This window comes from Clostridium pabulibutyricum (assembly GCF_058242705.1).
Genome location: NZ_JBZAYZ010000004.1, coordinates 151,717 through 174,080, shown reverse-complemented (window position 1 = coordinate 174,080; position 22,364 = coordinate 151,717). Strand labels below are relative to the sequence as shown.

The 22,364-nt window shown below is 34.3% G+C and carries 19 protein-coding genes; 3 read left to right on the top strand and 16 right to left on the bottom strand.

All coding sequences use genetic code 11. The features are described 5' to 3' along the window. Nucleotides 1-17 precede the first annotated feature (17 nt). The 9 genes from AC4CVH_RS07265 to AC4CVH_RS07225 all read right to left on the bottom strand — a co-directional run bounded on the left by AC4CVH_RS07265 (nt 18) and on the right by AC4CVH_RS07225 (nt 9,536). Nucleotides 18-785, bottom strand: coding sequence for a polysaccharide deacetylase family protein (locus AC4CVH_RS07265; protein ID WP_490787085.1), 768 nt, complete (start codon nt 783-785; stop codon nt 18-20). A 166-nt stretch (nt 786-951) separates the two neighbouring features. Continuing rightward, nucleotides 952-2,253 carry an acetyl-CoA hydrolase/transferase family protein gene (locus AC4CVH_RS07260; protein ID WP_490787084.1) on the bottom strand — a complete coding sequence of 434 codons (1,302 nt, stop codon included), beginning with the start codon at nt 2,251-2,253 and terminating at the stop codon, nt 952-954. Between the two features lie 241 nt (nt 2,254-2,494). Next, nucleotides 2,495-2,911, bottom strand: a complete 417-nt coding sequence (locus tag AC4CVH_RS07255; protein ID WP_490787083.1) for a DUF2178 domain-containing protein — start codon at nt 2,909-2,911, stop codon at nt 2,495-2,497. Further along, complete coding sequence (locus AC4CVH_RS07250) at nt 2,898-3,128, bottom strand: helix-turn-helix transcriptional regulator (protein WP_490787082.1); 231 nt, start codon at nt 3,126-3,128, stop codon at nt 2,898-2,900. The genes AC4CVH_RS07255 and AC4CVH_RS07250 overlap by 14 nt, the downstream gene beginning before the upstream one ends. A gap of 146 nt (nt 3,129-3,274) precedes the next feature. Next, nucleotides 3,275-5,866, bottom strand: a complete 2,592-nt coding sequence (gene clpB / locus AC4CVH_RS07245) for an ATP-dependent chaperone ClpB (RefSeq protein ID WP_490787081.1) — start codon at nt 5,864-5,866, stop codon at nt 3,275-3,277. Nucleotides 5,867-6,067: 201 nt separating this feature from the next. After that, nucleotides 6,068-7,366 (bottom strand): helix-turn-helix domain-containing protein, encoded by a 1,299-nt coding sequence (locus AC4CVH_RS07240; RefSeq protein WP_490787080.1) that lies wholly within the window; start codon nt 7,364-7,366, stop codon nt 6,068-6,070. Between the two features lie 215 nt (nt 7,367-7,581). Further along, complete coding sequence (locus AC4CVH_RS07235) at nt 7,582-7,731, bottom strand: hypothetical protein (protein ID WP_490787079.1); 150 nt, start codon at nt 7,729-7,731, stop codon at nt 7,582-7,584. Between the two features lie 95 nt (nt 7,732-7,826). Then, nucleotides 7,827-8,588 (bottom strand): ribonuclease H1 domain-containing protein, encoded by a 762-nt coding sequence (locus AC4CVH_RS07230; RefSeq protein ID WP_490787078.1) that lies wholly within the window; start codon nt 8,586-8,588, stop codon nt 7,827-7,829. Nucleotides 8,589-8,615: 27 nt separating this feature from the next. Then, nucleotides 8,616-9,536: a YkvA family protein gene (locus AC4CVH_RS07225; RefSeq protein WP_490787077.1), complete on the bottom strand. Its 921-nt coding sequence runs from the start codon at nt 9,534-9,536 to the stop codon at nt 8,616-8,618. Between the two features lie 209 nt (nt 9,537-9,745). Here AC4CVH_RS07225 and AC4CVH_RS07220 point away from each other — a divergent pair, with 209 nt between their 5' ends. Next, on the top strand, nt 9,746-11,479 hold the full coding sequence (locus AC4CVH_RS07220; protein WP_490787076.1) for an ATP-dependent metallopeptidase FtsH/Yme1/Tma family protein: 1,734 nt from the start codon (nt 9,746-9,748) through the stop codon (nt 11,477-11,479). Nucleotides 11,480-11,517: 38 nt separating this feature from the next. Here AC4CVH_RS07220 and AC4CVH_RS07215 read toward each other — a convergent pair whose 3' ends face one another. Together AC4CVH_RS07215 and AC4CVH_RS07210 are read right to left on the bottom strand one after the other, a co-directional pair. Then, the gene (locus AC4CVH_RS07215) at nt 11,518-12,519 is read right to left on the bottom strand and encodes a rhomboid family intramembrane serine protease (protein ID WP_490787075.1); all 1,002 of its coding nucleotides are present in this window, start codon (nt 12,517-12,519) and stop codon (nt 11,518-11,520) included. A gap of 14 nt (nt 12,520-12,533) precedes the next feature. Then, nucleotides 12,534-13,577, bottom strand: coding sequence for an HD-GYP domain-containing protein (locus AC4CVH_RS07210; RefSeq protein WP_490787074.1), 1,044 nt, complete (start codon nt 13,575-13,577; stop codon nt 12,534-12,536). 107 nt (nt 13,578-13,684) lie between these two features. Between AC4CVH_RS07210 and AC4CVH_RS07205 the strand changes: the two genes are divergently transcribed. After that, nucleotides 13,685-14,005 (top strand): hypothetical protein, encoded by a 321-nt coding sequence (locus AC4CVH_RS07205; RefSeq protein WP_490787073.1) that lies wholly within the window; start codon nt 13,685-13,687, stop codon nt 14,003-14,005. A 2-nt stretch (nt 14,006-14,007) separates the two neighbouring features. Here AC4CVH_RS07205 and AC4CVH_RS07200 read toward each other — a convergent pair whose 3' ends face one another. The 4 genes from AC4CVH_RS07200 to AC4CVH_RS07185 all read right to left on the bottom strand — a co-directional run bounded on the left by AC4CVH_RS07200 (nt 14,008) and on the right by AC4CVH_RS07185 (nt 19,106). Next, nucleotides 14,008-14,442, bottom strand: coding sequence for a Fur family transcriptional regulator (locus tag AC4CVH_RS07200; RefSeq protein WP_490787072.1), 435 nt, complete (start codon nt 14,440-14,442; stop codon nt 14,008-14,010). Between the two features lie 72 nt (nt 14,443-14,514). Continuing rightward, entirely contained in the window at nt 14,515-17,274 is a 2,760-nt protein-coding gene (locus tag AC4CVH_RS07195) for a YhgE/Pip family protein (RefSeq protein ID WP_490787071.1), read from the bottom strand. 180 nt (nt 17,275-17,454) lie between these two features. Continuing rightward, a complete protein-coding gene (gene pfkB / locus AC4CVH_RS07190; protein WP_490787070.1) occupies nt 17,455-18,360 on the bottom strand; it encodes a 1-phosphofructokinase in 906 nt (301 codons plus the stop codon). Continuing rightward, a complete protein-coding gene (locus AC4CVH_RS07185; RefSeq protein WP_490787069.1) occupies nt 18,357-19,106 on the bottom strand; it encodes a DeoR/GlpR family DNA-binding transcription regulator in 750 nt (249 codons plus the stop codon). The genes pfkB and AC4CVH_RS07185 overlap by 4 nt, the downstream gene beginning before the upstream one ends. A 142-nt stretch (nt 19,107-19,248) precedes the next feature. On the opposite strand from AC4CVH_RS07185, the gene AC4CVH_RS07180 reads away from it, so the two are divergent. Continuing rightward, nucleotides 19,249-19,635, top strand: coding sequence for a carbonic anhydrase (locus AC4CVH_RS07180; protein WP_490787068.1), 387 nt, complete (start codon nt 19,249-19,251; stop codon nt 19,633-19,635). A gap of 171 nt (nt 19,636-19,806) precedes the next feature. Here AC4CVH_RS07180 and AC4CVH_RS07175 read toward each other — a convergent pair whose 3' ends face one another. After that, on the bottom strand, nt 19,807-22,221 hold the full coding sequence (locus tag AC4CVH_RS07175; RefSeq protein WP_490787067.1) for a glycyl radical protein: 2,415 nt from the start codon (nt 22,219-22,221) through the stop codon (nt 19,807-19,809). Nucleotides 22,222-22,364: the final 143 nt, after the last annotated feature.

The window sequence follows — 22,364 nt, the reverse complement described above, 5'->3', positions numbered from 1 at the left end:
TTTAAAATATTTTCAATTTATCTGTTTATTATACCCATATTTATCATGGCAGACTCATCACTTTTGCTTATGTTGTCAAAAGTTTTGAATACAAAACCCTGTTCCTTAAGCGAATCTATGATATATGGAAGAGCCTCCACGGTAGTTGTCTTGTAGTATGAATCATGCATGAGAACTACCGCTATTCTTTTATTTGCACAGCCTTGTATAACATTGTTTTTTATATAATCGGCGCTTACATATTTTGCATCAGCATCTCCTGAAACCACATTCCAGTCGACATACTTCAATCCTCGTTTTTTTAAATTATATTTAATTCTGTCAAGGCTTGCAACATCAACAGTCATATTATCCGATCCTCCTGGCATTCTAACAAAATCCACAGGCTCCTGTGAAATCATATTTTTTATGACTTCCCTGCACATTTCAAAATCTCTAAGGTAAGAATTCAAGTTTCTGTACATCTCTTTATACACATGTGAATATGTATGTACTCCTATACTCATCCCGCTGTCACTTATCTTTTTCAGCGTAGAAAAATTCTGTTTGCAGTTACTTCCAATCACAAAAAAAGTTGCCTTTACATTTTTCTTGTTTAGAATATCTATAATCCTTCCCGTATTATTTGGAGAAGGTCCATCGTCAAAAGTAAGGAACACCTCTCTTGGAACCCTAAAGTTATTTGCAGCCTTAACCCTGCATTTTAAAATACCTTGGCTTGCAGAAATAATTGCTATAAAAAAAATTAAAAAAACACATGAACCTTGTAAAACAGATTTCTTCATAATGACACCTTCCTAGTTTATTTACTTATAATTAGGATGTACATATTGTCATAATTTATGATTTGAAATAAAACAAATACACCGGAACAGTTTTCCATTCCGATGTATAAACAGGTTTTAATATATATAACAGTACTTCATTTAAAAATACTTTTGAGAAAGCTGATCAATATTTGCATCCAAATCTTTTTTCGAATTCAGCTGCAAGATCATCCCTGAATTTAGGATGTGCTATATTTATAAGTTCTCTCGCCCTTTCCTGAAGTGTTTTTCCTCTAAGCTGTGCTATACCATATTCAGTTATTACATACTCTGCATCATTTCTTGAAGTGGTTACAGCTGCTCCTTTGTTCAGGAACGGTACTATTCTTGAAACTTTTCCATGAGCTGCAGTAGATGGTATTGCAATAATTGCCTTTCCATCCGGTGCCATACTTGCTCCTCTTGTAAAATCAATTTGTCCACCCACACCACTTATCTGCTTTAGTCCTATACTTTCGGAACATATTTGTCCCATAAGATCTATCTCAACACATGAATTTATACAAACCATCTTAGAGTTTTTCATAATAACCTGTGGGCTGTTTACATAATCTACAGGATATGATTCAACCATAGGATTGTTATCTATAAAATCATACAACTTCTTTGTTCCCATAAGAAATGTTACAACTATTTTTCCAGGATGAAGACTTTTCTTTTTATTTGTAATTACACCTGCTTCAACAAGCTCTGCAACTCCATCGGATATCATCTCTGAATGTATTCCAAGATCCTTCTTGTCTTTCAAAAACAAAAGCACTGCATCAGGTATTGCCCCAATTCCAAGCTGAAGTGTTGAACCATCTTCTATAAGAGATGCACAATAGCTTCCGATTTTCTTTTCAACATCACCTATTTTCGAAGGCTGCAGTTCAGTTACAGGCCTTGAACTTTCAACTATATAATCAATATCAGAAATATTTATAAAGCAATCACCCATAACTCTAGGCATATTCTCATTTACCTCGGCAATAACAAGTTTTGCACACTCTGCTCCTGCATGTATATAGTCATTTGATACACCAAAACTGCAGAATCCATGTTCATCCGGCTTGCTAACTTCTATAAGTGCTACATCAACCGGAACATATCCCTTCTTGAAAAGTCTTGGTATTTCACTGAAAAATACTGGAATAAATCCGGCTCTTCCTGAATTTACAGCCTCACTGGTACCTTTGCCTGTAAAAAATGAATTATCATGTATGTACTTTTCTACTCCTTCTTCAGTATATGGAGTTTCACCTTTAGGAATCATATGATACATTTCAATACCCTTATACTTTTCTTTATTTTTAACCAATGCCTGTAAAAGCACCTGAGGCTCAGCACACGCATGTCCAAATACTACCTTATCTCCCGATTTTATATGAGACACTGCCTCATCTGCACTGACAACTTTACTTTTATAGAGTTTATCAAAATTCATAGAAACCAATCATCCTTTCAAATCAAAATTATATGTTCAAGTTTGTTAAAAAAACTACAATTGTTTGCAAACAAACTCTTTTATTTTCTAATATTTAATTAACTATAATTTTATTATACTATGAATATTTATTCAAAGCTAATAATTTTCTATTTCCGTCAAAATATTATAATTTAAAAGCTATTATTGTCAAAATAATAAATATATCTTACAATAACTTTATAATGCTATTGTCCACATATCACATATGCCTTTCGTAATAAATAGAAGAAAAAATATCTGAAAACATCATAATAGAAAAAGAAAATCCCAATCCAGCTCCAATCCCTATAATAGAGTCTTCATTCAACTTTGCTCCTGTAATTACAAATAAAAGCATCAAAACAAAACATACGTTCTCTGATATATGGAAAGCTTTATTCGTTGATATAACGGAGATAAGCTTGTTTCTTTCATCTGATTCTTCAATTTGTGCTTCTCTTAATGCTTCTTTGTTTATACTGGTATATATTTCACCTATACCTATTATTAACATTAAAACACTCAAAATAACACTTTTAATACGAAATCCTTTTAAAAATTGAAGTGTTATTAAAGTTACTCCTAAAAGTATAGATACTACTCCATAAGTAAACTTTTTTCTCTCATAAATTCTCATGTTTTTTATCCTCCAATTCCTTATTTTCTTTCAAACAGCACAAATCTTCTACAGTTGTTTCAAATACCTCAGCCATTCTATATGCCAGCATAAGTGATGGGCTGTACTTTCCTTTCTCAATAGAAATAATAGTCCTTGAAGAAACATAAACCAAATCAGCCAACTGCTGCTGGGTCATATTAACTTTATTTCTTAATTCTTTCACTTTCGTTTTCATAATGTCTCCCTCTCTTTATGAAGTTTGCTTCACAAGAAGTTAACTTCATATTACTATATTATATTATATATGTCAATCATACTAATACTAAAAATATAAAAGAGGCTGCCGCACTAAAAAGAATTAGTACAGCAACCCTTAGCAAATTAATTTATTTGAAATCTTCCATCTTTAAAATCAACATTTATTTGAGATCCATCATGTATTGAACCCGCTATAATTTTCTTTGCTATGGAAGTTTCAAGCGTATTTTCTATATACCTTTTTAAAGGCCTTGCTCCATAAACAGGATCATATCCCTCTTTTGCCATAGTATCCTTTGCCGAATTACTTATATTGATTGATATATTTTTATCTTTGAGTCTTTTCTTTATATCTTCTATAAATATGTCTATTATTCTCTTTATTTCCTCTGTACTCAAAGGTTTAAACATTATTATATCATCAAGTCTGTTTAAAAATTCAGGTTTGAATCTTGATTTCATTTCATTCATTACCTTGGCTTTTACAGACTGCTCCACTGTATTATCATTTTTATTGTCGAGAAGATGGCTGCTTCCTATGTTGGATGTCATAATTATAATACAGTTTTTGAAATCTATAACTTTTCCCTGATTATCCGTAAGTCTTCCATCGTCAAGTATCTGAAGAAATATATTGAACACATCATCATGAGCCTTTTCTATTTCGTCAAACAATATTACACTGTATGGTTTTCTCCTAACTGCTTCTGTAAGCTGTCCTCCCTCTTCGTATCCTACATATCCCGGAGGAGCTCCAATAAGCCTTGAAACTGAATATTTTTCCATATACTCCGACATATCTATTCTTATCATATTCTCCTCGCTGTCAAAAAGAGTTCTTGCCAGGGTTTTTGCAAGTTCTGTCTTTCCAACCCCTGTAGGTCCGAGAAATATAAACGATCCTACCGGCCTTTTCGGATCTTTCATTCCTGCCCTCGCCCTCAAAACCGCATTAGAAACTGCTTTGACAGCCTCATTCTGGCCTATTACCCTGTTTGAAAGTTCATCCTCAAGCTTCATTAACTTCTGTCTTTCACCTTCAACAAGCCTCGACACAGGTATTCCGGTCCATTTTGAAACTATATCTGAAATCTCCTTTTCTGTAACTTCCTCTTTAAGCATTGAATTATCATCATCCTGCTTTATGAGCTTTTCCTTTTCTCCGATTTCCTTTTCAAGCTGCGGCAGTATACCATATCTCAATTCTGCAACTTTGTTCAAGTCATACTCTCTTTCAGCCTTTTCCATCTGCCCTTTTGTGTCATCAAGTTTTTTCTTGAGATCCCTGACTTCAGTTATCATTCCTTTTTCCTTTTCATATTTTGAAGTCAGCTGTTTATCTTTTTCCTGAAGGTTTCCAAGTTCCTTTTCTATATATTCCAGCCTGTTCCTTGAGGATTCGTCTTGTTCCTTAGAAAGCGCCTCTTTCTCAATCTTAAGCTGGAAAACTTTTCTTTTTACATCATCCATTTCAGTAGGCATGCTGTCAATTTCCGTCCTTATCATGGCACATGCCTCATCTATAAGGTCTATTGCCTTGTCTGGAAGATATCTGTCACTTATATATCTATCTGAAAGTTTTGCTGCTGCAACTATTGCAGAATCATGTATCCTTATACCATGGTATATTTCAAACTTCTCCTTCAGTCCTCTCAGTATGGAAATTGCATCTTCAACCGACGGCTCATCTATAATTACAGGCTGAAATCTTCTTTCAAGTGCCTTGTCTTTTTCGATATATTTTCTGTACTCGTCAAATGTAGTTGCACCGATACAGTGAAGTTCTCCTCTTGCAAGCATTGGTTTTATAAGATTTCCAGCATCCATGGACCCTTCTGTTTTACCTGCACCCACTATGTTGTGAATTTCATCTATGAAAAGTATTATTTTTCCTTCGCTTCTTTCAACTTCTTTAAGTACTGCCTTAAGCCTCTCTTCAAATTCACCCCTGAACTTTGCACCTGCAATAAGTGCACCAAGGTCAAGTGAAAATATTATTTTATCTTTTAGTCCATCCGGAATATCTCCACTTACAATTCTTCCCGCAAGTCCTTCAATTATTGCGGTTTTTCCAACTCCCGGCTCACCGATAAGCACAGGATTATTCTTTGTTCTCCTAGAAAGTATTCTTACAACACGCCTTATCTCGTCATCCCTGCCTATTACAGGATCAAGCTTGTGTTTTTTTGCCTCTTCCACAAGATTTCTGCCGTATTTCACAAGTGCCTCGTAAGTACCTTCAGGGTCCTGGCTGTCTACCGTCTGATTTCCCCTTATCTTTGAAAGTACTTCAAGAAAGTTCTTTTTGGACACATTAAACTTTTTAAGGATGGAATCCACATCGCCTGAATGTATTTCCATAATTGCAAGCATTACGTGCTCTACACTTATATACATATCTTTGAAATCACCGGCTATTTTTTCAGCCTTTACAAGAACTTCTTCAAATCTCCTGGTGGCATAAACAGAAGACGACTGTGCACCTTCCCCCATTACTTTTGGCATTCTGTTCAGAACATTTTCTGTTTCTTTTACAATTTGATCAATATCTATGCCCATCTTTTGATATATATTTGGAATGAGCCCATCTTTTTCTGAAACAAGCGCTGAAAACAGATGAATTACATCCACCTGCTGATGCTGATGCCTCACAGCTGTGAGCTGAGCTTCATTTAATGACTGCTGAACCTTTAAAGTAAGCTTATCTATATTCATGTTGATACCTCCTAATACTTTATTCCAACTAAGATCTGTTTAACTTTGACTTTCTTTGACTTTATATAGATAATATTATTATATAAGATTTTATTCAACTCTCATATAATAACATTCATATTGATTTCTCACCAAAAAACCATTTTAAATATAAAAAGCTTTATCTGTCTCAACATTACAATAAATACGGCTCAAATTTCATCAATTCTTCTTCTCAACTTTTTTGAATAAATCAACGCCCTCATTTAAATACTTTGAAGCCTCAGCATACCTGTCTGTTTCAATATAAAGTTTTCCAAGCATAATCGATATTTGTGCAGCCTTCTTTACAAGATTCATGTCTTTGGCATATCTAAGAGCCATGAATAAAGTATTTTCCGCATCCTTTTTATTTTTCTCAAGCATTTCAATCTTGTATTTTAAAAGGAAATATTCAATCATTCCATCTTTATTTCTACCTTCAACAAATGAAAATATCTGTCGGAGCGTATTTTGGGCATTAACTGTATCATTCATCTTTATATAATTTTTACACATATTCTCAAGTGTATACACTACATCCGGATCTTTCATTTTATCCATCAAATCCCGTGACTTGTTCAAATGCACAAAAGATTCTTCCATGTTGTCAAACTGATAGAACAAGTTGCCAAGGTTATTTTCAATTTTTGCCATACTTCTGATATCTTTTATATCCTTATATACAGAAAGAGCTTTTTTTGAATATCTGACCGCATTGTCAAGTTCACCTTTTTTATTGTATTCCTCTGCTATAAGAAGAAGCGTCTTTGCATATTGATTTTTATTTTCCGTTTTTATAAACTTCTTCTTTGCAAGATACGAATAATTCATGGCTTTTTTTATATTATCAAGCTTAAAATATATAAATGCTATATAATAATATATTTTCCCTATAAGGAACTCTTCATTAATATTATTTTCATTATATACAGTTTCAGCTTGTCTAAAATAACCCATGGAAGAATCATAGGATTTTATTTTTACATTTATATATCCAAGTCCCATAAAAGTTTTAATAATTTCCATAAAATTGTTATTCTTTATAAAAATAACATTAGCTGATAAAAACAACTGCTGTGCAGACGAATATTCGTCCTTAATTATACAAATTTTACTTGATAAATACATGTTTTTTGCTTTTTCATATTCGAGATTATATTTATCTGCATAATACGTTGCGTACTCAATGTATTTTTGGGCTTGTACTAAATTTCCTTGAACGATATAAGACTCAGATATATTTTCAAAATAATTACAACTCTTACTGGCTTGAGTTTTTTCAGATTCCATAAGATATTCAACTGACATTCCGAGTTTTTCTGAAAGATATTCAAGTAAATCCATACTTGGATTCGACTTTCCGGATTCCACAAGACTTATTTGTCCTGGAGTTACCCTGTCTCCTGCGACGTCTTTCAATGTCATACCAAGCCCTTTTCTTCTCTTTTTGATTTTTTCTCCGAGCGAAAGTATTTCCATATATCATTCTTCCTTCGATATAAATTTTTAGAATTGCTATGATGTAAAAATACGTCATGAAACAATACAATATTATCTAATTAATGAATCAACCAATAATTTATTCATTTTATTATAGCATAATTTATATAATATAATATAATATGTCAATAAATTAATATCTGGCTGTTTTATGAAAATCTTTATGAAATAACAGCCAGATACATTTTTTTATATTACTTCATCCAATCTGCTGCGCTGTGAGCCATATTTTTCATAATTTTAGAGGTTTTTCTCATTTTCTTTCCAGTGGATTTTTTAGTATGCATCATCACTGCAACTGTACTTCCAACTATAATACCTGCCAAAAATTTACCATGAATCATAATAAGTCGCTGTAGATTTAGTACAGCTTTCAACTCCTTTCAAATTAAGATATTTGTGCTCTTGAATTATGTTGTGTAAATTTGAGGTTTTTATGCTAGTCTGCAATAACTATATTGTCTTTATAATTTCCCGCAAGGCTTTCAATCTTGAGTTTTGTATCCAAATCCACTACTTCAAGTTTATTTTTTCGAATCCACTTTTCAACAACTTTTTTTGATTCTATTTCACAGGCCTCTTTTGCCATTTCATCTGCGATATCATTAAATAAATCTCCAGAGTGTCCGGAAACTTTTGAAAATTTTATATCAAGTCCCGAATCCATAAATTTTTTCATTTTATTATAATACTCAACAGAAGAAACACTTTTTCTTTCCCAAGCGCCAGTTACATGATTTGCCACACCTGCATAATCATGCAGTATGACTATATGTTTTTCATTATTTTTAAAGCTGTATTCTGCAGCTTTCACAGCAGCTTCAAGTTCTCCTGCAACTTGTCTTATAGATTTTTTTTTGCTGTCCTTAGAAACTCCATTCTCAACATACTGTACTATATTATTTTTCACTGCAACAAAAGCATAAGCATATCTTTCCGTGGAAATATTAAAGCTTCCATCTACATATATATTCAAAAACTTTGAATCACCAAATAAAACCTGCCCATTCTCCATTGTGTTTTCATTTCCTGAAATATATTCTTCTGCAAGACACCTGCTTTGAAAACTTTTATATTCGGCACCTTTAGCTCCGTGTACATAAAGAAGACATTCCGCCCATGTGTCTACAATCTTATTTTTTACACTCTCGTTTTTTTTAAAATCATAACCCTTTCTTATTGCATAAAATTTCTTTTTCATGAATTAAAACAAGTCTCCCTTCCCAAATTAAACCTTTTTCCTTAAAATGCTTGATATCTTGCTGAAATTGCCGGCTCCAACTATTTCAGACATATACTTCACTGCATTCTTCGCAATTATGAATATGTCGCTGCTTCCGCTCCAATTATCAAGAAGAACCTCCTCCGGAATCTTGTCTATAACCATGTTAAGTGCAATAAATGCCACAGCCGCATCATCCATTTGACCAAGTACAGGTATAAAACCAGGTATCAAATCTATTGGGCTTATTATATATATCATTGCATTTACAATTAATATTTTTATTTTTGCACTCACACGTTTGTCTCTAAAAAGTTTCCAGAAAAGAACAACTATATCCGGAATAATCAATATATACTCTGCAACTTTGGCATATTTGTCAGGCATTTTAGCTTCAGTCTTCTTTCTAAATTTCTCATACCACTCAAGCATAAAAGACGGATACTTTTTTTCATCATCATCAAAATGCGGACCTTCTTTGTCTTTGTTATATATTATGTTTTCCACATTAATCTGAACTTTTCCCTCACTTGCCTCTATTCCCGTCACATTAAAATCAAATTTTGGTACAATTGTTTTTAATTTATCAAGTTCAACATTTACAGTATCTCCGTCGACATTTACGCCAAACTTTTCAAAGTTTTTTAACTTGTTTTTAACAACCTTGTTCTTTATGATATTAAATATTCCAAATTTATATATCTTAAGCTTATATACTTTTAAATTGACTACATTGCCGTGAACATTTCCAATTCCAATTCTAGCTTCAAAACTTATAGAAAGCTTCTTTTCATATCTTCCCTTTACAATTATGACTTCATCAAGAAACACACTGTCTATACGAAGCCCCTCCACATGCAGATACTCATCTAAAAGTTCAAGTATATCCTTCTCTTTTAGAATTATACTGGCAGATGATACCTTCATTCTGCATTCTCCTCTCAATGTTTATATGTAAAGTATACATTAAACCAAAATTTCTGCAACTTTCAGTTCACAAATACCCATATTACAATTATATCCTAAACTTGAATCAATTACTTTAGCAAATTTTATGATTTTGATTAGACTAATATCCACACATGTTATATCATAGTTACATAAAATTCAAAAAAATATGAATAGCAGGTGATCCGATGAAAAAACTCAAATACAGATCTTTCATGCTCCCGCTTGTCATAATAGCAATATGCATTCTATCACTGTCAATTTCAAAATATAAAAACGGCGGAGCCATAGAAAATTCCTATTTAACCTTCAAAAGTTACATTCACGAAAACAGAGTGTCAAAAGTATACATTTTAAACTCGGAAAAAATAAAATTCACACTTAATGACGGCAGCATCCACGAAACTGACAACCCTGGCAGCAGTGATTTCAAAGAAAGTTTATTAAATAAAAACATAAATGTACTAGAAGGCTATCCTGAAAGCAACCTCGAAAAATATTCCATGGCAGCTCTTATAGCATGCCTGATATGGATGGCTGCATCGTACCTTAAATCCGGGAAATTTAAATCGAAACGTTCTCTTGCAATAGATTCCCTTGATGCTTCAAAAGTCTCCTGTCCTGATTTCACATTTGATAGCATGGCAGGAAATGATGAAGCAAAAGAAAGTGTCAAAGATGTAGTTGATTTTCTAAAAAATCCGGATAAATACACAGCCTACGGAGCAAGAATACCCCGTGGAATTATACTCTACGGTGAACCTGGAACAGGAAAGACTCTTCTTGCAAAAGCAGTTGCCGGTGAAGCAGATGTACCGTTTTATGCAGTATCGGGTTCAGACTTCGTTCAAGTATATGTGGGTGTAGGTGCCAGTCGTATAAGGCAACTTTTTAAAAAAGCACGAGCAAACAAAAAAGAAAAATCCATAATATTCATAGATGAAATAGATGCCATAGGGAAAAGAAGACAGGGAAGCGGCGCTTCAGGTTCCGACGAGAGAGACCAGACTTTAAATGCCCTGCTTACAGAAATGTCAGGCTTCAACGGCAATTCACGCATAGTGGTAATGGCTGCCACAAACAGGCTTGATACTCTTGATCCAGCTCTCCTTAGACCTGGAAGATTTGACAGACACATTGAAGTTACACTGCCGGATATAGCTGCAAGGGAAAAAATAATAAAGCTTCACCTAAAAGACAAACCGTGTTCAAACATAAGTATAAAAGAATGGGCCAGAAAAACCTCATATTTTTCAGGTGCCAAAATAGAAAGCCTAATAAATGAAGCTGCCATAACAGCCTGTAAGGAAAACAGCAAAACAATTGAAGATGCTCACATAGACAGAGCCTTTTCAATAATCCTTGCAGGATATGAAAAGAAAAACCACAGCTATATAAAAGAAATTGACAGAAAAATCACAGCCTACCATGAAATGGGACATGCTATAGTTTCGTTAAAAATGCTTCCGGAAGAAAAAGTGTCAAAAATAACAATCATCCCAAGCACAAAAGGTGCCGGAGGATATACTATGAGCATACCCGAGGACAGACTATACCACAGCAGATCATACCTTGTGAAGAAAATGATGTCTCTCTTGGGAGGCAGAGCTGCAGAGGAACTGATATTCGGAGCGGAATATATAACAACAGGTGCCCACAATGATCTGAAAAAATGTACAAGTATAGCATATAATATGGTTACAAGATATGGAATGGGAGAAACTCTCGGGCTTCTAAACATGGATGAACTCGCAGAACTAAACATAAGTCAAGATAAAATAATAGTAGAATGCAAAAAAATTGTAAATCAAATCTACAAGGAAACCAAGGAGATACTGGAAAAAAGCCGTGATATCCTTGAAAGCAAATCGAAACTTCTCCTTGAAAAAGAAACTTTGCATGAAAACGACATTGCATTTTAAAACTATAAATAAAAGACAGCCTTTAAAGATTAATTTCCCTAGGCTGTCTTTTTTAAATTCAAAACAAGCGAAATTAAAATTCCTCCCACAAGCCCTCCTATATGTCCAAAATTATCTATGTTTGATGCTGAAAATCCAATTAACAGATTAATTATTATTACTGAACCTATATTGTACACATATTCTCTATTTATACCTTTCTTCATCTTCAATCCAAAAACAAGTGCCGCACCAAATAATCCAAATATTGCTCCAGATGCACCGATTGACATACTTGGGGAAAAAATATAACTAAAAACCGACGCTAAAATCCCCGAAAAAAGGTATATAAAAGCATATCTCATGGAGCCGTATATCCTTTCAATAAAAGGTCCTACTGCAAACAGTGCATACATGTTGAATGCAATATGCATAATACCTCCATGCAAAAACATACATGAAACAAGCCTGTAATACTCACCAGATGATATAAGATAGTCCACCTTTGCACCCATAGCAACAAGTACATTTGAATCTATAGTAAAAAAATGTTTTGACAATATTGCACTTATTAAAAAAACTATTATATTTACGGCTATTAAAAAATATGTAAATTTGGCACTGCTTAGATTTATCTTGCCGGAATTTGTACTGCGCCTAAAGCTTTTTTCTGTACAGTCACAAATTTTATAAAAAATATCATCTGATACCTGAACTGAAGAAATTATTTGTTTAGAATTCAAATCCACTAAAATTAATCCACAATGTGGATAACTTATGTTCATAACAACAGACTGATCATTTTTTTTTCTGTATGCCATAACTATTACAATTTGTATACTCCTAAAACTGTATTTTTCCAACAGATCAGAATATATTTTTTCAAAATCTATTCTCTGATACACACCAGGAGCTGAAAAAAACACTGCCTCAATACCGCCATTGCCACACCTTCTTGAAAGTCCCCAAGTACTTACAAGTCCTTCTGCCTTCTGCTCTATTATGTTATATCCATAAATTCTATACATATTATGTACAAATTTCTTTATATATTCTTTCATTAAATTCCTCTGAGTCAAGCCATACTTGAAATTACAATTGAATGTTTATCCAAAAGATCTATTTCATGATAGTCATTTTCTCTTTGAAAACACCTTACAACAGGCCTGTCTGGAAATCCCTTGTTTTGTCTTATTACATATCCATCCTCACTATTTGAAAGAATTACATGAGCTCCAAGAGGATAAATTGAAAATGTATCTTTAAAATTTACGACATATTCCATATCAAAGGCACTTCCACTTCCTGAAAGCACAAGTTCGTATGCATCGTTCAGACTGAACTTTTTTCTATAAACCCTGTCATTGCTTACTGCATCATATACATCACATATACTGACGATTCTCGCAAATTTACTTATCTGACTGCCTTCAAGCCTGAATGGATATCCACATCCGTCAAACCTTTCATGGTGCTGTGCAACTATTTTTATTATACAGTCCGAAATGGAATATATCTTTTTTAAAATTTCCACTCCATATACAGGATGCTTTTTTATTTCTGAAAACTCTTCATCTGTAAGTTTTGTTCTTTTGTTTAATATCTCGATGGGAACCATGGTTTTTCCTATATCATGAAGAACTGCCCCCATACCAAGTTCCTCCAGACTGTTTCTGTCAATTCCAACTGTCATTCCAAGAAAAGACGCCATAATACATGTATCAATCGAATGTACAAAAGTATAATTGTCATAAGTCTGAATATCATAAAGACTTTTATTCACATCGCCCATTTCAACTATATAATCTATCATATCTCCAACAGTTTTTATCGACTCCCTAAAGTCCCTCATATTTCCCCCTGATAAGCTTGGAAATATTTTGGAAATGCTCTTCATTGCTGTCTGTTTGAGCTCCGTAAGTTTTTCATCTTCTACATCAACATCGTCAAGCCTTTCATCTTCAAGATATACATATAATACACCAAGTTCCTTAAGCTTATTTATATAAACGTCATTTAGCTTTATTCCAGAGCGAAGAAGTATCTGTCCTTCTCTTGTAAATATACTTTTTCCAAGAATAAAATCATCTTTCACATTATCTATAAATTCCAGTCTCATCGCATCACCCCAATAACTTGTAAAATAATTTATTTCCAAATATTTACTTATGACGAATTTAACGTTATTATTATAATGTAAAGCAACCTACTTATAAGGAGGATATCATGAAAAGAATTACATACATATCAATATCGATATTACTGCTATGTGCTGTCTGCCTTTATGGATATAACAGAAGCAAATACAGAGATTTAAATTACACATTGAATAAATACTTCACCACAGGCATTTTCAATAAATACAAAATGTACACAATAGGCACAAAAAATCTCTATTTTTCAGACGGAAATACATCTTTCTTCAAAATAAGCGGAACTTCATGTAAATATCCGTATGACAAGGTAAATTATATCGTATCTGTTCAAAAGAATTCAAGTGGAATATGGAAAATTAAAAGAATATATACAAATTCAGACAGGGAATAACACTATTTTGGTTTTGAAAGTTTATCTCTACATTGGCTGCATATTCCATTAAATCTCAAATTGAGATTTTCGTCTACAAGTATAAAACCTGTCTTGCTTTTTATTACTTCCTCTATCTCCTGCATTGGACAATCTATTTCCACTTGCTTGTGGCAGAATTTGCACTGAACTATATGTTTATGATGTTTTTTCAATATTGCATATGTAGCCTTGTTAATTCCAATATCAAATTTTTTTATTATCCTCTTTTTTTCAAAAAGCTCCAAAGTTCTATAAATAGTCGACATATCAATATTTATATCTTTCTCTTCGAACTCTTTGAATATATCATCCGCAGATATGGAACTATCGCTAGAAGAAAGGATTTTAAGTATACTTATTCTTGATTTTGTAACTTTTATGCCGCAGTTCCTCAAATACTGTCTTAAATCTTCCATAAGATCACCCCAAATTAAATGACAAAATAATTTCGGTTCATAACTACATTATATATCAAAAGAGGAACATTTTTAACTGCTCCTCTTCATTAACTTTTTAAATAAGTTGTCATTATCCTCTTTTTTTGGGTTTTTTTCAGTATCTGGTTCACTTTCTGAAAGTTCAACCATACTCAAATTCAAAGTATATTTATTAAAATATTTTTTCACTATGATTGTAAGTGTCAAAAATATTATCCAGAACATTGCAAGACACTTTATATCTTTAAACAGAACTGTATAATTTATACCCCATATTATCTCCCTAAGTGCTGAAACAGAATAATAAAATGGTAAAAATGGTCCTACAGTTTTAAAAACCGCTGGAAGCATCTCTCCAGGAAACGTTCCTCCTGAACTTGTAAGCTGAAGTATAAGGGCAATTATTGATATTACCCTTCCTATATCTCCAAATATAAATATAAAATTCTGCATTATAGCTATAAACACAAAGGACAGAAAAATATTAAAGGCAAAGTAAACTGGAACATTTGACGGTCTAAGTCCCAACAATATAATTGCAACGCTTAGAAATAATGCCTGCACAAGGCCTACAGTTGAATATGTTATATATTTTCCAAACGCTGCAGAACCTCTTCCGACTTTATCATTCTTATCGTTCATCGGCTTCTCTGTTATTATGAAGAACATCAACAGCGCTCCAACCCATAAACCAAGACTTATAAAATAAGGTGACAAACCTTCGCCATATCTATTTACAGTATAAAGATCATTTTCCTTCATCTTAAGCGGACTTGCAATAAAGTCTCCCATTTTTCCACTTCCAGAGACTAGCTTGCTTTTAAGCTGATCAGCTCCATCTGAAAGTTTTTCGTGAAGTGTATTGGTTCCATCATAAAGTTTTTGTACACCCTCTTCAAGAGCAGGTAACTTGTCCCTAAGTTTCTTTATTCCATCTCTCAATTCACTGGCTCCATCTGAAAGTTTGAAAATTCCATCTGAGAGTTCGGTTGAGCCATCTGAAAGTTTTTTAACTCCTGACTTCATATCGCCTGCACTGCCATTTAAAGTTCCAAGATTACTTGTAAGACTTTGAGAGCCATCCCTCAGCTTGAAAATTCCATCTGACAAACTTGAAGTCCCGTCTTTTAGCTTACCTACTCCTTCTTCAAGGTCGGGTACCTTCTCATTCAGTTCACCTATACCATCTTTTAATTCTCCTGAACCGTCATAAAGTTTTCTAACTCCTGATTTTAGATCAATACTTTTATCATACAATTCATCAAGTCCGTCATACAAATCTCCGGAACCATCATAAAGTTTTTTAATTCCAGTATTCAATTCATCAAGCGAATCTTCCGTTTCATTTATGTCAGACTTTATATCCTGAAGCAGATTTATTGTCGAAGAAATCTGATCCTGAATATTTTTTGCAGCCTGCTTTATGCTTTCGGGAAGATTTTGTGAACTTGAAAAAGGTTCCAGATCCTCTTTTATATCACCAAGTGTATTTATCGCCTCATCAATTTTCGATTGAATTTTTTCAAAATGAATATTATCGCTTGTTTGCATTTCCTGCAGTGCACTATCCAGCTGGCCAAGCAAAATGCCTGTATCCTTTAATGTTTTTTGAACATACTGCCTGTATTCACTACCCGATGTCCCCTGAGGAAGCGCATCAATCATTTTACCTATAAGCTCCACCTGATTTTCCATGCTCTTTACAAGCGGAATAACTGCTCCCGATATTTTTTTGCCTTCTGTAACTACCTTGTCCGTGATTTCATCCTGTTTTTTTGCAAGCTTATCCTTTAGTTCCGAAAGTCCATCACGTAACTGGCTGGAACCATCTTTAAGCTTACCCACACCGGAAACAAGATCCGGCATTTTGCCGTTTAGAGTTCCAAGTCCGTCTTCAAGTGTTGAAGAACCGTCATAGAGCTTGCTCACCCCTGATGCAAGATCCGGCATTTTGTCATACAGCTCTCCAACTCCATCATTAATCTTATCGCTTCCATCAAGTGCACTGCCAAGTTTGTCGGTAATTGTAGCAGAGCCTGTATAGAGCTTACCTACACCAGAAACAAGATCTGGCATTTTGCCGTTTAGAGTTCCAAGTCCGTTTTTTATCTGAAGTGCACCATCCGATGCATCGCCAAGCTTGTCTGCAAGTGTTGAAGATCCTTCAAACAGTTGTGACACTCCATCTGTGAGTGTCGGCATTTGATCTTTCATTTGTCCTATTCCATCTTTTATCTCTCCACTTCCAGAGGCTGCACTCTCCATGCCGCTCTTAAGTGTCTCCATACTGTCATATAATTTCACTCCTACATTCTTTGCTATATTCTCTCCGATTTCATCTTTTAATATTCCAGAAGCCTTGTCGGTTATTATTCCAACTACATAATTTTTCTTCTTGTTTGTAGAAAATACTAATTCAGGCTTTTTTATCGTGCCTTTTTCAACCTGTGACAGCCTATATGAAAAATTTCTGGGTATTACAAGAAGCGCATAGTACTTTTCATCCTGAAGATTATCTTCCGCTTCCTCTAAATTATTTGTAAAATGCCATCCCAGACTATCATTGTCTTTTAACTTGTCTACAATATCATTTCCATAATTGGTTTTTTTCCCATTTATTTCAGCTCCCGAATCCAGATTTACAACCCCAACCGCTACCTGTTGAGTCTTGCTGTAGGGATCCCAAAAAGCTGCAAGGTAAAATCCTCCGTAAATTATAGGAATCAAGCTTATGGAAAAAACCGCCATCACGAGAAGCTTCTTCTTGGAGATATTTTTAAAGTCTCCCAATACTACTTTTAAAAATCCCATGTCTATCTCCCCTCTTTAAGCTTGAAAATATTTCTTACTGACTGGTCAGTTATATTAAACACCTTTTTTCACTTTCTGTCAACAGACTGTTTCATCATTAATTTATAAATATAAAAGTAAAGTTTCCGCAAAACATGTGCAGAAACTTTACTTCTATATTTCATCCATTTATATGAAATTTTACAGTTCAACTACTTCAATCCTGCCAAGCAGTCTTTCTACCTCTTCCCTGGTGCAAAGATCCGATGAAAAAGCTGTTGCACTTCCAGACGCCGCACCAAATTTAAAAGCTTCAACCACATTTTGGCTTTCAATATATTTTCCAAGAAATCCTGCCACAAGAGAATCTCCTGCACCTACTGAATTCACAACGCTGCCTTCAGGTGCAGAAGCCCTGTATACACCTTTTTCGCATACAAGCAGTGCTCCGGAACCTCCCATGGATACAATCACATTTTGTGCACCCATTTTTCTGAGTCTGCCTGAATATTCAACAACATCGCTTATTTGTTCTATATTCCTGTTAAATAAATCTCCAAGCTCGTGTATATTCGGCTTTATGAGAAAGGGTTTATACTCAAGTGTGCTCATAAGTGCTTCACCCGTAGTATCCACAACAAATTTCACACCTTTGCAATTTTGCTGAATCATAGAATATATGTTTCTTGGAACAGACTTTTGCACATTTCCCGAAAGAACAATAAAATCATTTTCATTTAGATTCTTTACCTTTAACATAAGTTTTTCTATATCGTCTTCAGAAATTTGAGGCCCTGCTGCATTTATCTCGGTTTCCACCTCCGACTTCAATTTAACATTTATCCTCGTATCTTCCTTGACATTTATAAAGTCAGTTGAAATTTCGGAGTCTTCAAGTGCATCTTTTATAAACCTGCCTGTAAATCCACCTATAAATCCAAATGCCGTACTGTTAACTCCAATATTTTTCAATACTCTGGAAACATTTATACCTTTGCCCCCTGCATACTTCTTCTCACCGGAAACCCTATTTATTTTTCCTAGCTTGAACTCTCGAAAATTTATAACATAATCCACTGAAGGATTAAAAGTTACTGTATATATCATCTACTCACAACCTTTATATTAGTTTTACAAGAATATTTATTGTAATTTTCAAGCTGAACATCAGTTATTATGCATGCCTCCTCAAGATCGGCAACTTTCACAAAGCTAACTTCCCCAAATTTGCTTTCATCTGCAAGAACAAAATTTTCAGTTGAATGCCTTATGGCACTTTGCTTAAGTACAGCTTCCTCCGAATCAGGAGTTGTATACCCGTGTTCAAAATGTATTCCGTTTATTCCAAGAAAACACTTGTCAAATCTAAATTTCTCAATATTTTTCAGCGCATCTGAACCTATTACAGCCCTTGTGGTATTTTTTATTTTTCCACCAAGTATATAACCGCACATGTTGCTTTTCATAATGGCGTTTATATGTTCAAGACCATTGGTTACTATTGTTACATTTTTCTTGTCTATATACTGAATCATCTCAAAAGTGGATGTACCTGCATCAATATATATACAATCACCATCTTTTATACAAGCTGCAGCATATTTTGCAATTTTCCTCTTCTGCTCTGCATTTGTAACCTCCTTTTCACCATAACTTGGTTCCGCAAGTCTTTTTTTAACAAGCGACGCACCGCCATGCACCCTCTTCAATGCATTTATACTTTCAAGATATGTAAGGTCCCTTCTTATAGTTGATTCCGAAGTATCAAGTATTTTCACAAACTCGTTAATTCTTATAATACCCTTCTTTTTCAATTCATTGAGTATTATTTTATGTCTCTGTTCCGTAAGCAAAGCCTATACCCTCTTTCCATGATTATTATAATATACTTTTTATTCAGATTCAATCATTTTCAGTTAAAATCATTCAAAATCTTTCATTGATATTTTTCAAAACTATGATATAATTTATAAAAAAAAGAAAGGAAGACCAGTTATGATTAAAAACTTTGCAACACTCCTCAACTGTATGGATGGACGCGTGCAGCTGCCTGCAATAAACTGGATAAAGGCAAATTTCAATGTAGAATATGTGGATACTATAACCGAGCCTGGAATTGACCGATTAGTTTATGAAAAAGACATGGATTTTTTAAATTCTCTCAACAGGAAAATTAACATATCACTAAGTTTACATACTTCAAAATACATATTTATAACCGGTCACCATGACTATTCCGGAAATTCTGCAAGTAAAGAAGAACATATGAAACACATAAAGTGCTCAGTTAAACTTCTAAAAGACATATATAAAAATATACCTGTAACAGGGTTATGGATAAATCAAAACTTTGAGGTGGAAAAAGTATATACAATAGAATGAAACAAAAAATTGAGCGCAGCTTTACAGATTCCAAAAGTCTACATGAATTGCATTATGCTTATTTTCTTTCATTACTGAAATTGCCCAAAATGATTTAAACAGCCCGCCAACACCATTAATTTATTATCTCGCCATTCCATATAATGATAATATTCTTCTATTGTCATGCAATTATAGCGACTGTTCTGTTCTTCCAATAATATCGTCCTGCGTCTTTTTAGACAATACATTGAAAAATGCACTGTAACCTGCCACACGAACAATCAGATCTTTATGCTCTTCTGGATGTTTCTGAGCATCCAAAAGTGTTTCTCTGGACACAATGTTATACTGCACATGATATCCGTGTAATCTATTGAAAAACGCTTTGATCATCATCTCCAACTTCTGTTTATTTTCTTCAGTAGAAACCATCTGAGGTGTTATTTTCTGATTTAGCAGTACACCTCCTGTAATCTTTTCTGTAGGAAGCTTGGAAACTGATTTAAAAACAGCTGTCGGGCCACTCTTATCCGCATTATGAGCAGGACTGCATCCTTCCGCCAAAGGTTCATAAGCATTTCTTCCATCTGGTGTTGCCATGGTTCCCATTCCCTGTCCTACATTTGCACTGATAGAAGAAGTTCCACCATACCTGATTCCTCCAATCGAACCTCTATGATATCTTGTATTCGGATACTTCTTTATCTCATCCAGGTAAGAATCATAAGCTTCTACCACAAGTTGATCCACGTAATCATCATCATTTCCGTATTTCGGTGCTTCATTTATCAGCATTTGCTGAATCTTTTGATTCTCAGTAGACTGGAAATCATCCAAGATTGCATTCCAAAGCTGCTCTCTCGTGATTTTCTTTTCTTCATAAACAAGCTTCTTAATTGCTGCAAGTGAATCTGCCATGTTAGCAATTCCTACCTGAAGTCCAGAAGTGAAGTCGTAAACTGCTCCACCTTCTTTGATGGTCTTCCCCTTTACAATGCAGTCATCTGTAAGTGCAGAGCACAGAATATCCGGTACATCCCGCTCGGATGCTTTGTCAATGGCATTCTCCACGATAACGCTGTAACGCGTCATTTCTCTTACAGTCTTGTCCCATGCTTTTACCAAATCTTGATAAGTGTGCATTTCTTTAAAATATCCATATCCTTTTGTAAACCTCCTGCCACTTGTCATATCTATACCATTATTCATTGCACAGAGCAACACTCGAGGAAAATTTATATAAGACATACCTGTACAACGATATCCCCACTTGCCCGGGACTGCTGTTTCTACACATCCAATAGCACTGTAATTATAGGCGTCCTCTTCTTTAACACCCCAATTAATAAATGATGGAATAATAATTTCGTCATTATTAAGCGCAGGCATTCCAAATCCAAGTTTCATCACTTCAATACATTCATCAAAGAAGTGTTTGTCAATATTTTGATGATAACGAACCGTCAAATTTGGCTGAGTCAGTCTTGTCTGGGCAACTGACCGAAGAACTGCAAAACTCAATTCATTTACTGCATCCTTTTTATCAATTGTCTGACCTCCTATAGTAACATTCTGGTACATAGGAGAACCTGCTGAACTTAATGTATGGGACTGAGAACGTACTTTATTGATTGTCAGTGTCTTAATCCAAAGACAAGTCAACAACTCAAGTGCTTCCTGTTTTGTCATCTTTCCTTCATTTAAATCTTTCACACAGTACGGATACATATACTGATCAAATCTTCCATAACTCAAAGAATGTCCATTTGATTCAATCTGTAAAATTAGCTGAATAAACCAGACTGACTGTACCGCCTCTCTAAAAGAAGATGCTGGCTCATAAGGGACTTTTCCACAAATTCTGCTCATTTTAAGAAGTTCAGCTTTCCTTCTTGGGTCCTGTTCTTTTTCTGCCAACTCTTCTGCAAGGACACTGTAACGCAATGCAAAATTATGAACTGATTCGATAACAGTCAGAATAGACTTATAAAATACATTTTTATCAATGCTCTGTGGGTCAGTAAGATCAAGAGCTGCCTGAAGCTCTCGAGTTTTCTTCTCATATCCTCGCAGTCCATCAGATAGAAGCCTTCCATAATTAACAGACAGATGTGCATCCCCCGCATTTAATTTGCCTTCCATTCCAAAAACTTCGGTCTCCATGAATACGCTTACTTCATCTGGAAGAAGCGCTTCTCCTCTTGCTCGAAGATTGTTGTTTTCCCAAAATGGTGCAATTTCACGAAGCTGTTTTTTAGTATCTTCCGTAATATAAAAAACATCTCCATCTCTCTTCTCGAAAAGATCAAGCTCATTCATTACAAATTCCATCGTATATTCTGGAAAAATAGGTGCATTGCGATTCTTCGTTGACTGATTTCCCGCAATCATAGATTTCTTCTCAATATAAATCGTCATACCTTCCAAAATTTCTTTCAGCATACGTGCTCTTATAATCACACGAGGCTGATTCAAATTTTCCTTATATGCTTTCGTTGCCAATACTGCCCGCTCGGCATCAATATAGGGCTTTTCATTCAAAATTTCTTCACGAAAAGCCTGCATCCTGTCTGTCAATTTGCCAAAATGCGCTTTGCTCTTCATATTATCGCCTCCATTAATTTCATTCATAACTTTAATTAATTTTATTTATAATTAAACTTTACTATTTCATTATATGTCTGTCAATAATTTTTGTTAGAAAATATTTTTACTTTCATTTGAAATTTTAGTTTTTAGCTGAGTTG

Bases quoted from the DNA above. Each gene is read 5' to 3' on its own strand.
- AC4CVH_RS07265 (WP_490787085.1), bottom strand. From the start codon at position 785: ATGAAGAAATCTGTTTTACAAGGTTCATGTGTTTTTTTAATTTTTTTT.
- AC4CVH_RS07260 (WP_490787084.1), bottom strand. From the start codon at position 2,253: ATGAATTTTGATAAACTCTATAAAAGTAAAGTTGTCAGTGCAGATGAG.
- AC4CVH_RS07255 (WP_490787083.1), bottom strand. From the start codon at position 2,911: ATGAGAATTTATGAGAGAAAAAAGTTTACTTATGGAGTAGTATCTATA.
- AC4CVH_RS07250 (WP_490787082.1), bottom strand. From the start codon at position 3,128: ATGAAAACGAAAGTGAAAGAATTAAGAAATAAAGTTAATATGACCCAG.
- clpB (WP_490787081.1), bottom strand. From the start codon at position 5,866: ATGAATATAGATAAGCTTACTTTAAAGGTTCAGCAGTCATTAAATGAA.
- AC4CVH_RS07240 (WP_490787080.1), bottom strand. From the start codon at position 7,366: ATGGAAATACTTTCGCTCGGAGAAAAAATCAAAAAGAGAAGAAAAGGG.
- AC4CVH_RS07235 (WP_490787079.1), bottom strand. From the start codon at position 7,731: ATGATTCATGGTAAATTTTTGGCAGGTATTATAGTTGGAAGTACAGTT.
- AC4CVH_RS07230 (WP_490787078.1), bottom strand. From the start codon at position 8,588: ATGAAAAAGAAATTTTATGCAATAAGAAAGGGTTATGATTTTAAAAAA.
- AC4CVH_RS07225 (WP_490787077.1), bottom strand. From the start codon at position 9,536: ATGAAGGTATCATCTGCCAGTATAATTCTAAAAGAGAAGGATATACTT.
- AC4CVH_RS07220 (WP_490787076.1), top strand. From the start codon at position 9,746: ATGAAAAAACTCAAATACAGATCTTTCATGCTCCCGCTTGTCATAATA.
- AC4CVH_RS07215 (WP_490787075.1), bottom strand. From the start codon at position 12,519: ATGAAAGAATATATAAAGAAATTTGTACATAATATGTATAGAATTTAT.
- AC4CVH_RS07210 (WP_490787074.1), bottom strand. From the start codon at position 13,577: ATGAGACTGGAATTTATAGATAATGTGAAAGATGATTTTATTCTTGGA.
- AC4CVH_RS07205 (WP_490787073.1), top strand. From the start codon at position 13,685: ATGAAAAGAATTACATACATATCAATATCGATATTACTGCTATGTGCT.
- AC4CVH_RS07200 (WP_490787072.1), bottom strand. From the start codon at position 14,442: ATGGAAGATTTAAGACAGTATTTGAGGAACTGCGGCATAAAAGTTACA.
- AC4CVH_RS07195 (WP_490787071.1), bottom strand. From the start codon at position 17,274: ATGGGATTTTTAAAAGTAGTATTGGGAGACTTTAAAAATATCTCCAAG.
- pfkB (WP_490787070.1), bottom strand. From the start codon at position 18,360: ATGATATATACAGTAACTTTTAATCCTTCAGTGGATTATGTTATAAAT.
- AC4CVH_RS07180 (WP_490787068.1), top strand. From the start codon at position 19,249: ATGATTAAAAACTTTGCAACACTCCTCAACTGTATGGATGGACGCGTG.
- AC4CVH_RS07175 (WP_490787067.1), bottom strand. From the start codon at position 22,221: ATGAAGAGCAAAGCGCATTTTGGCAAATTGACAGACAGGATGCAGGCT.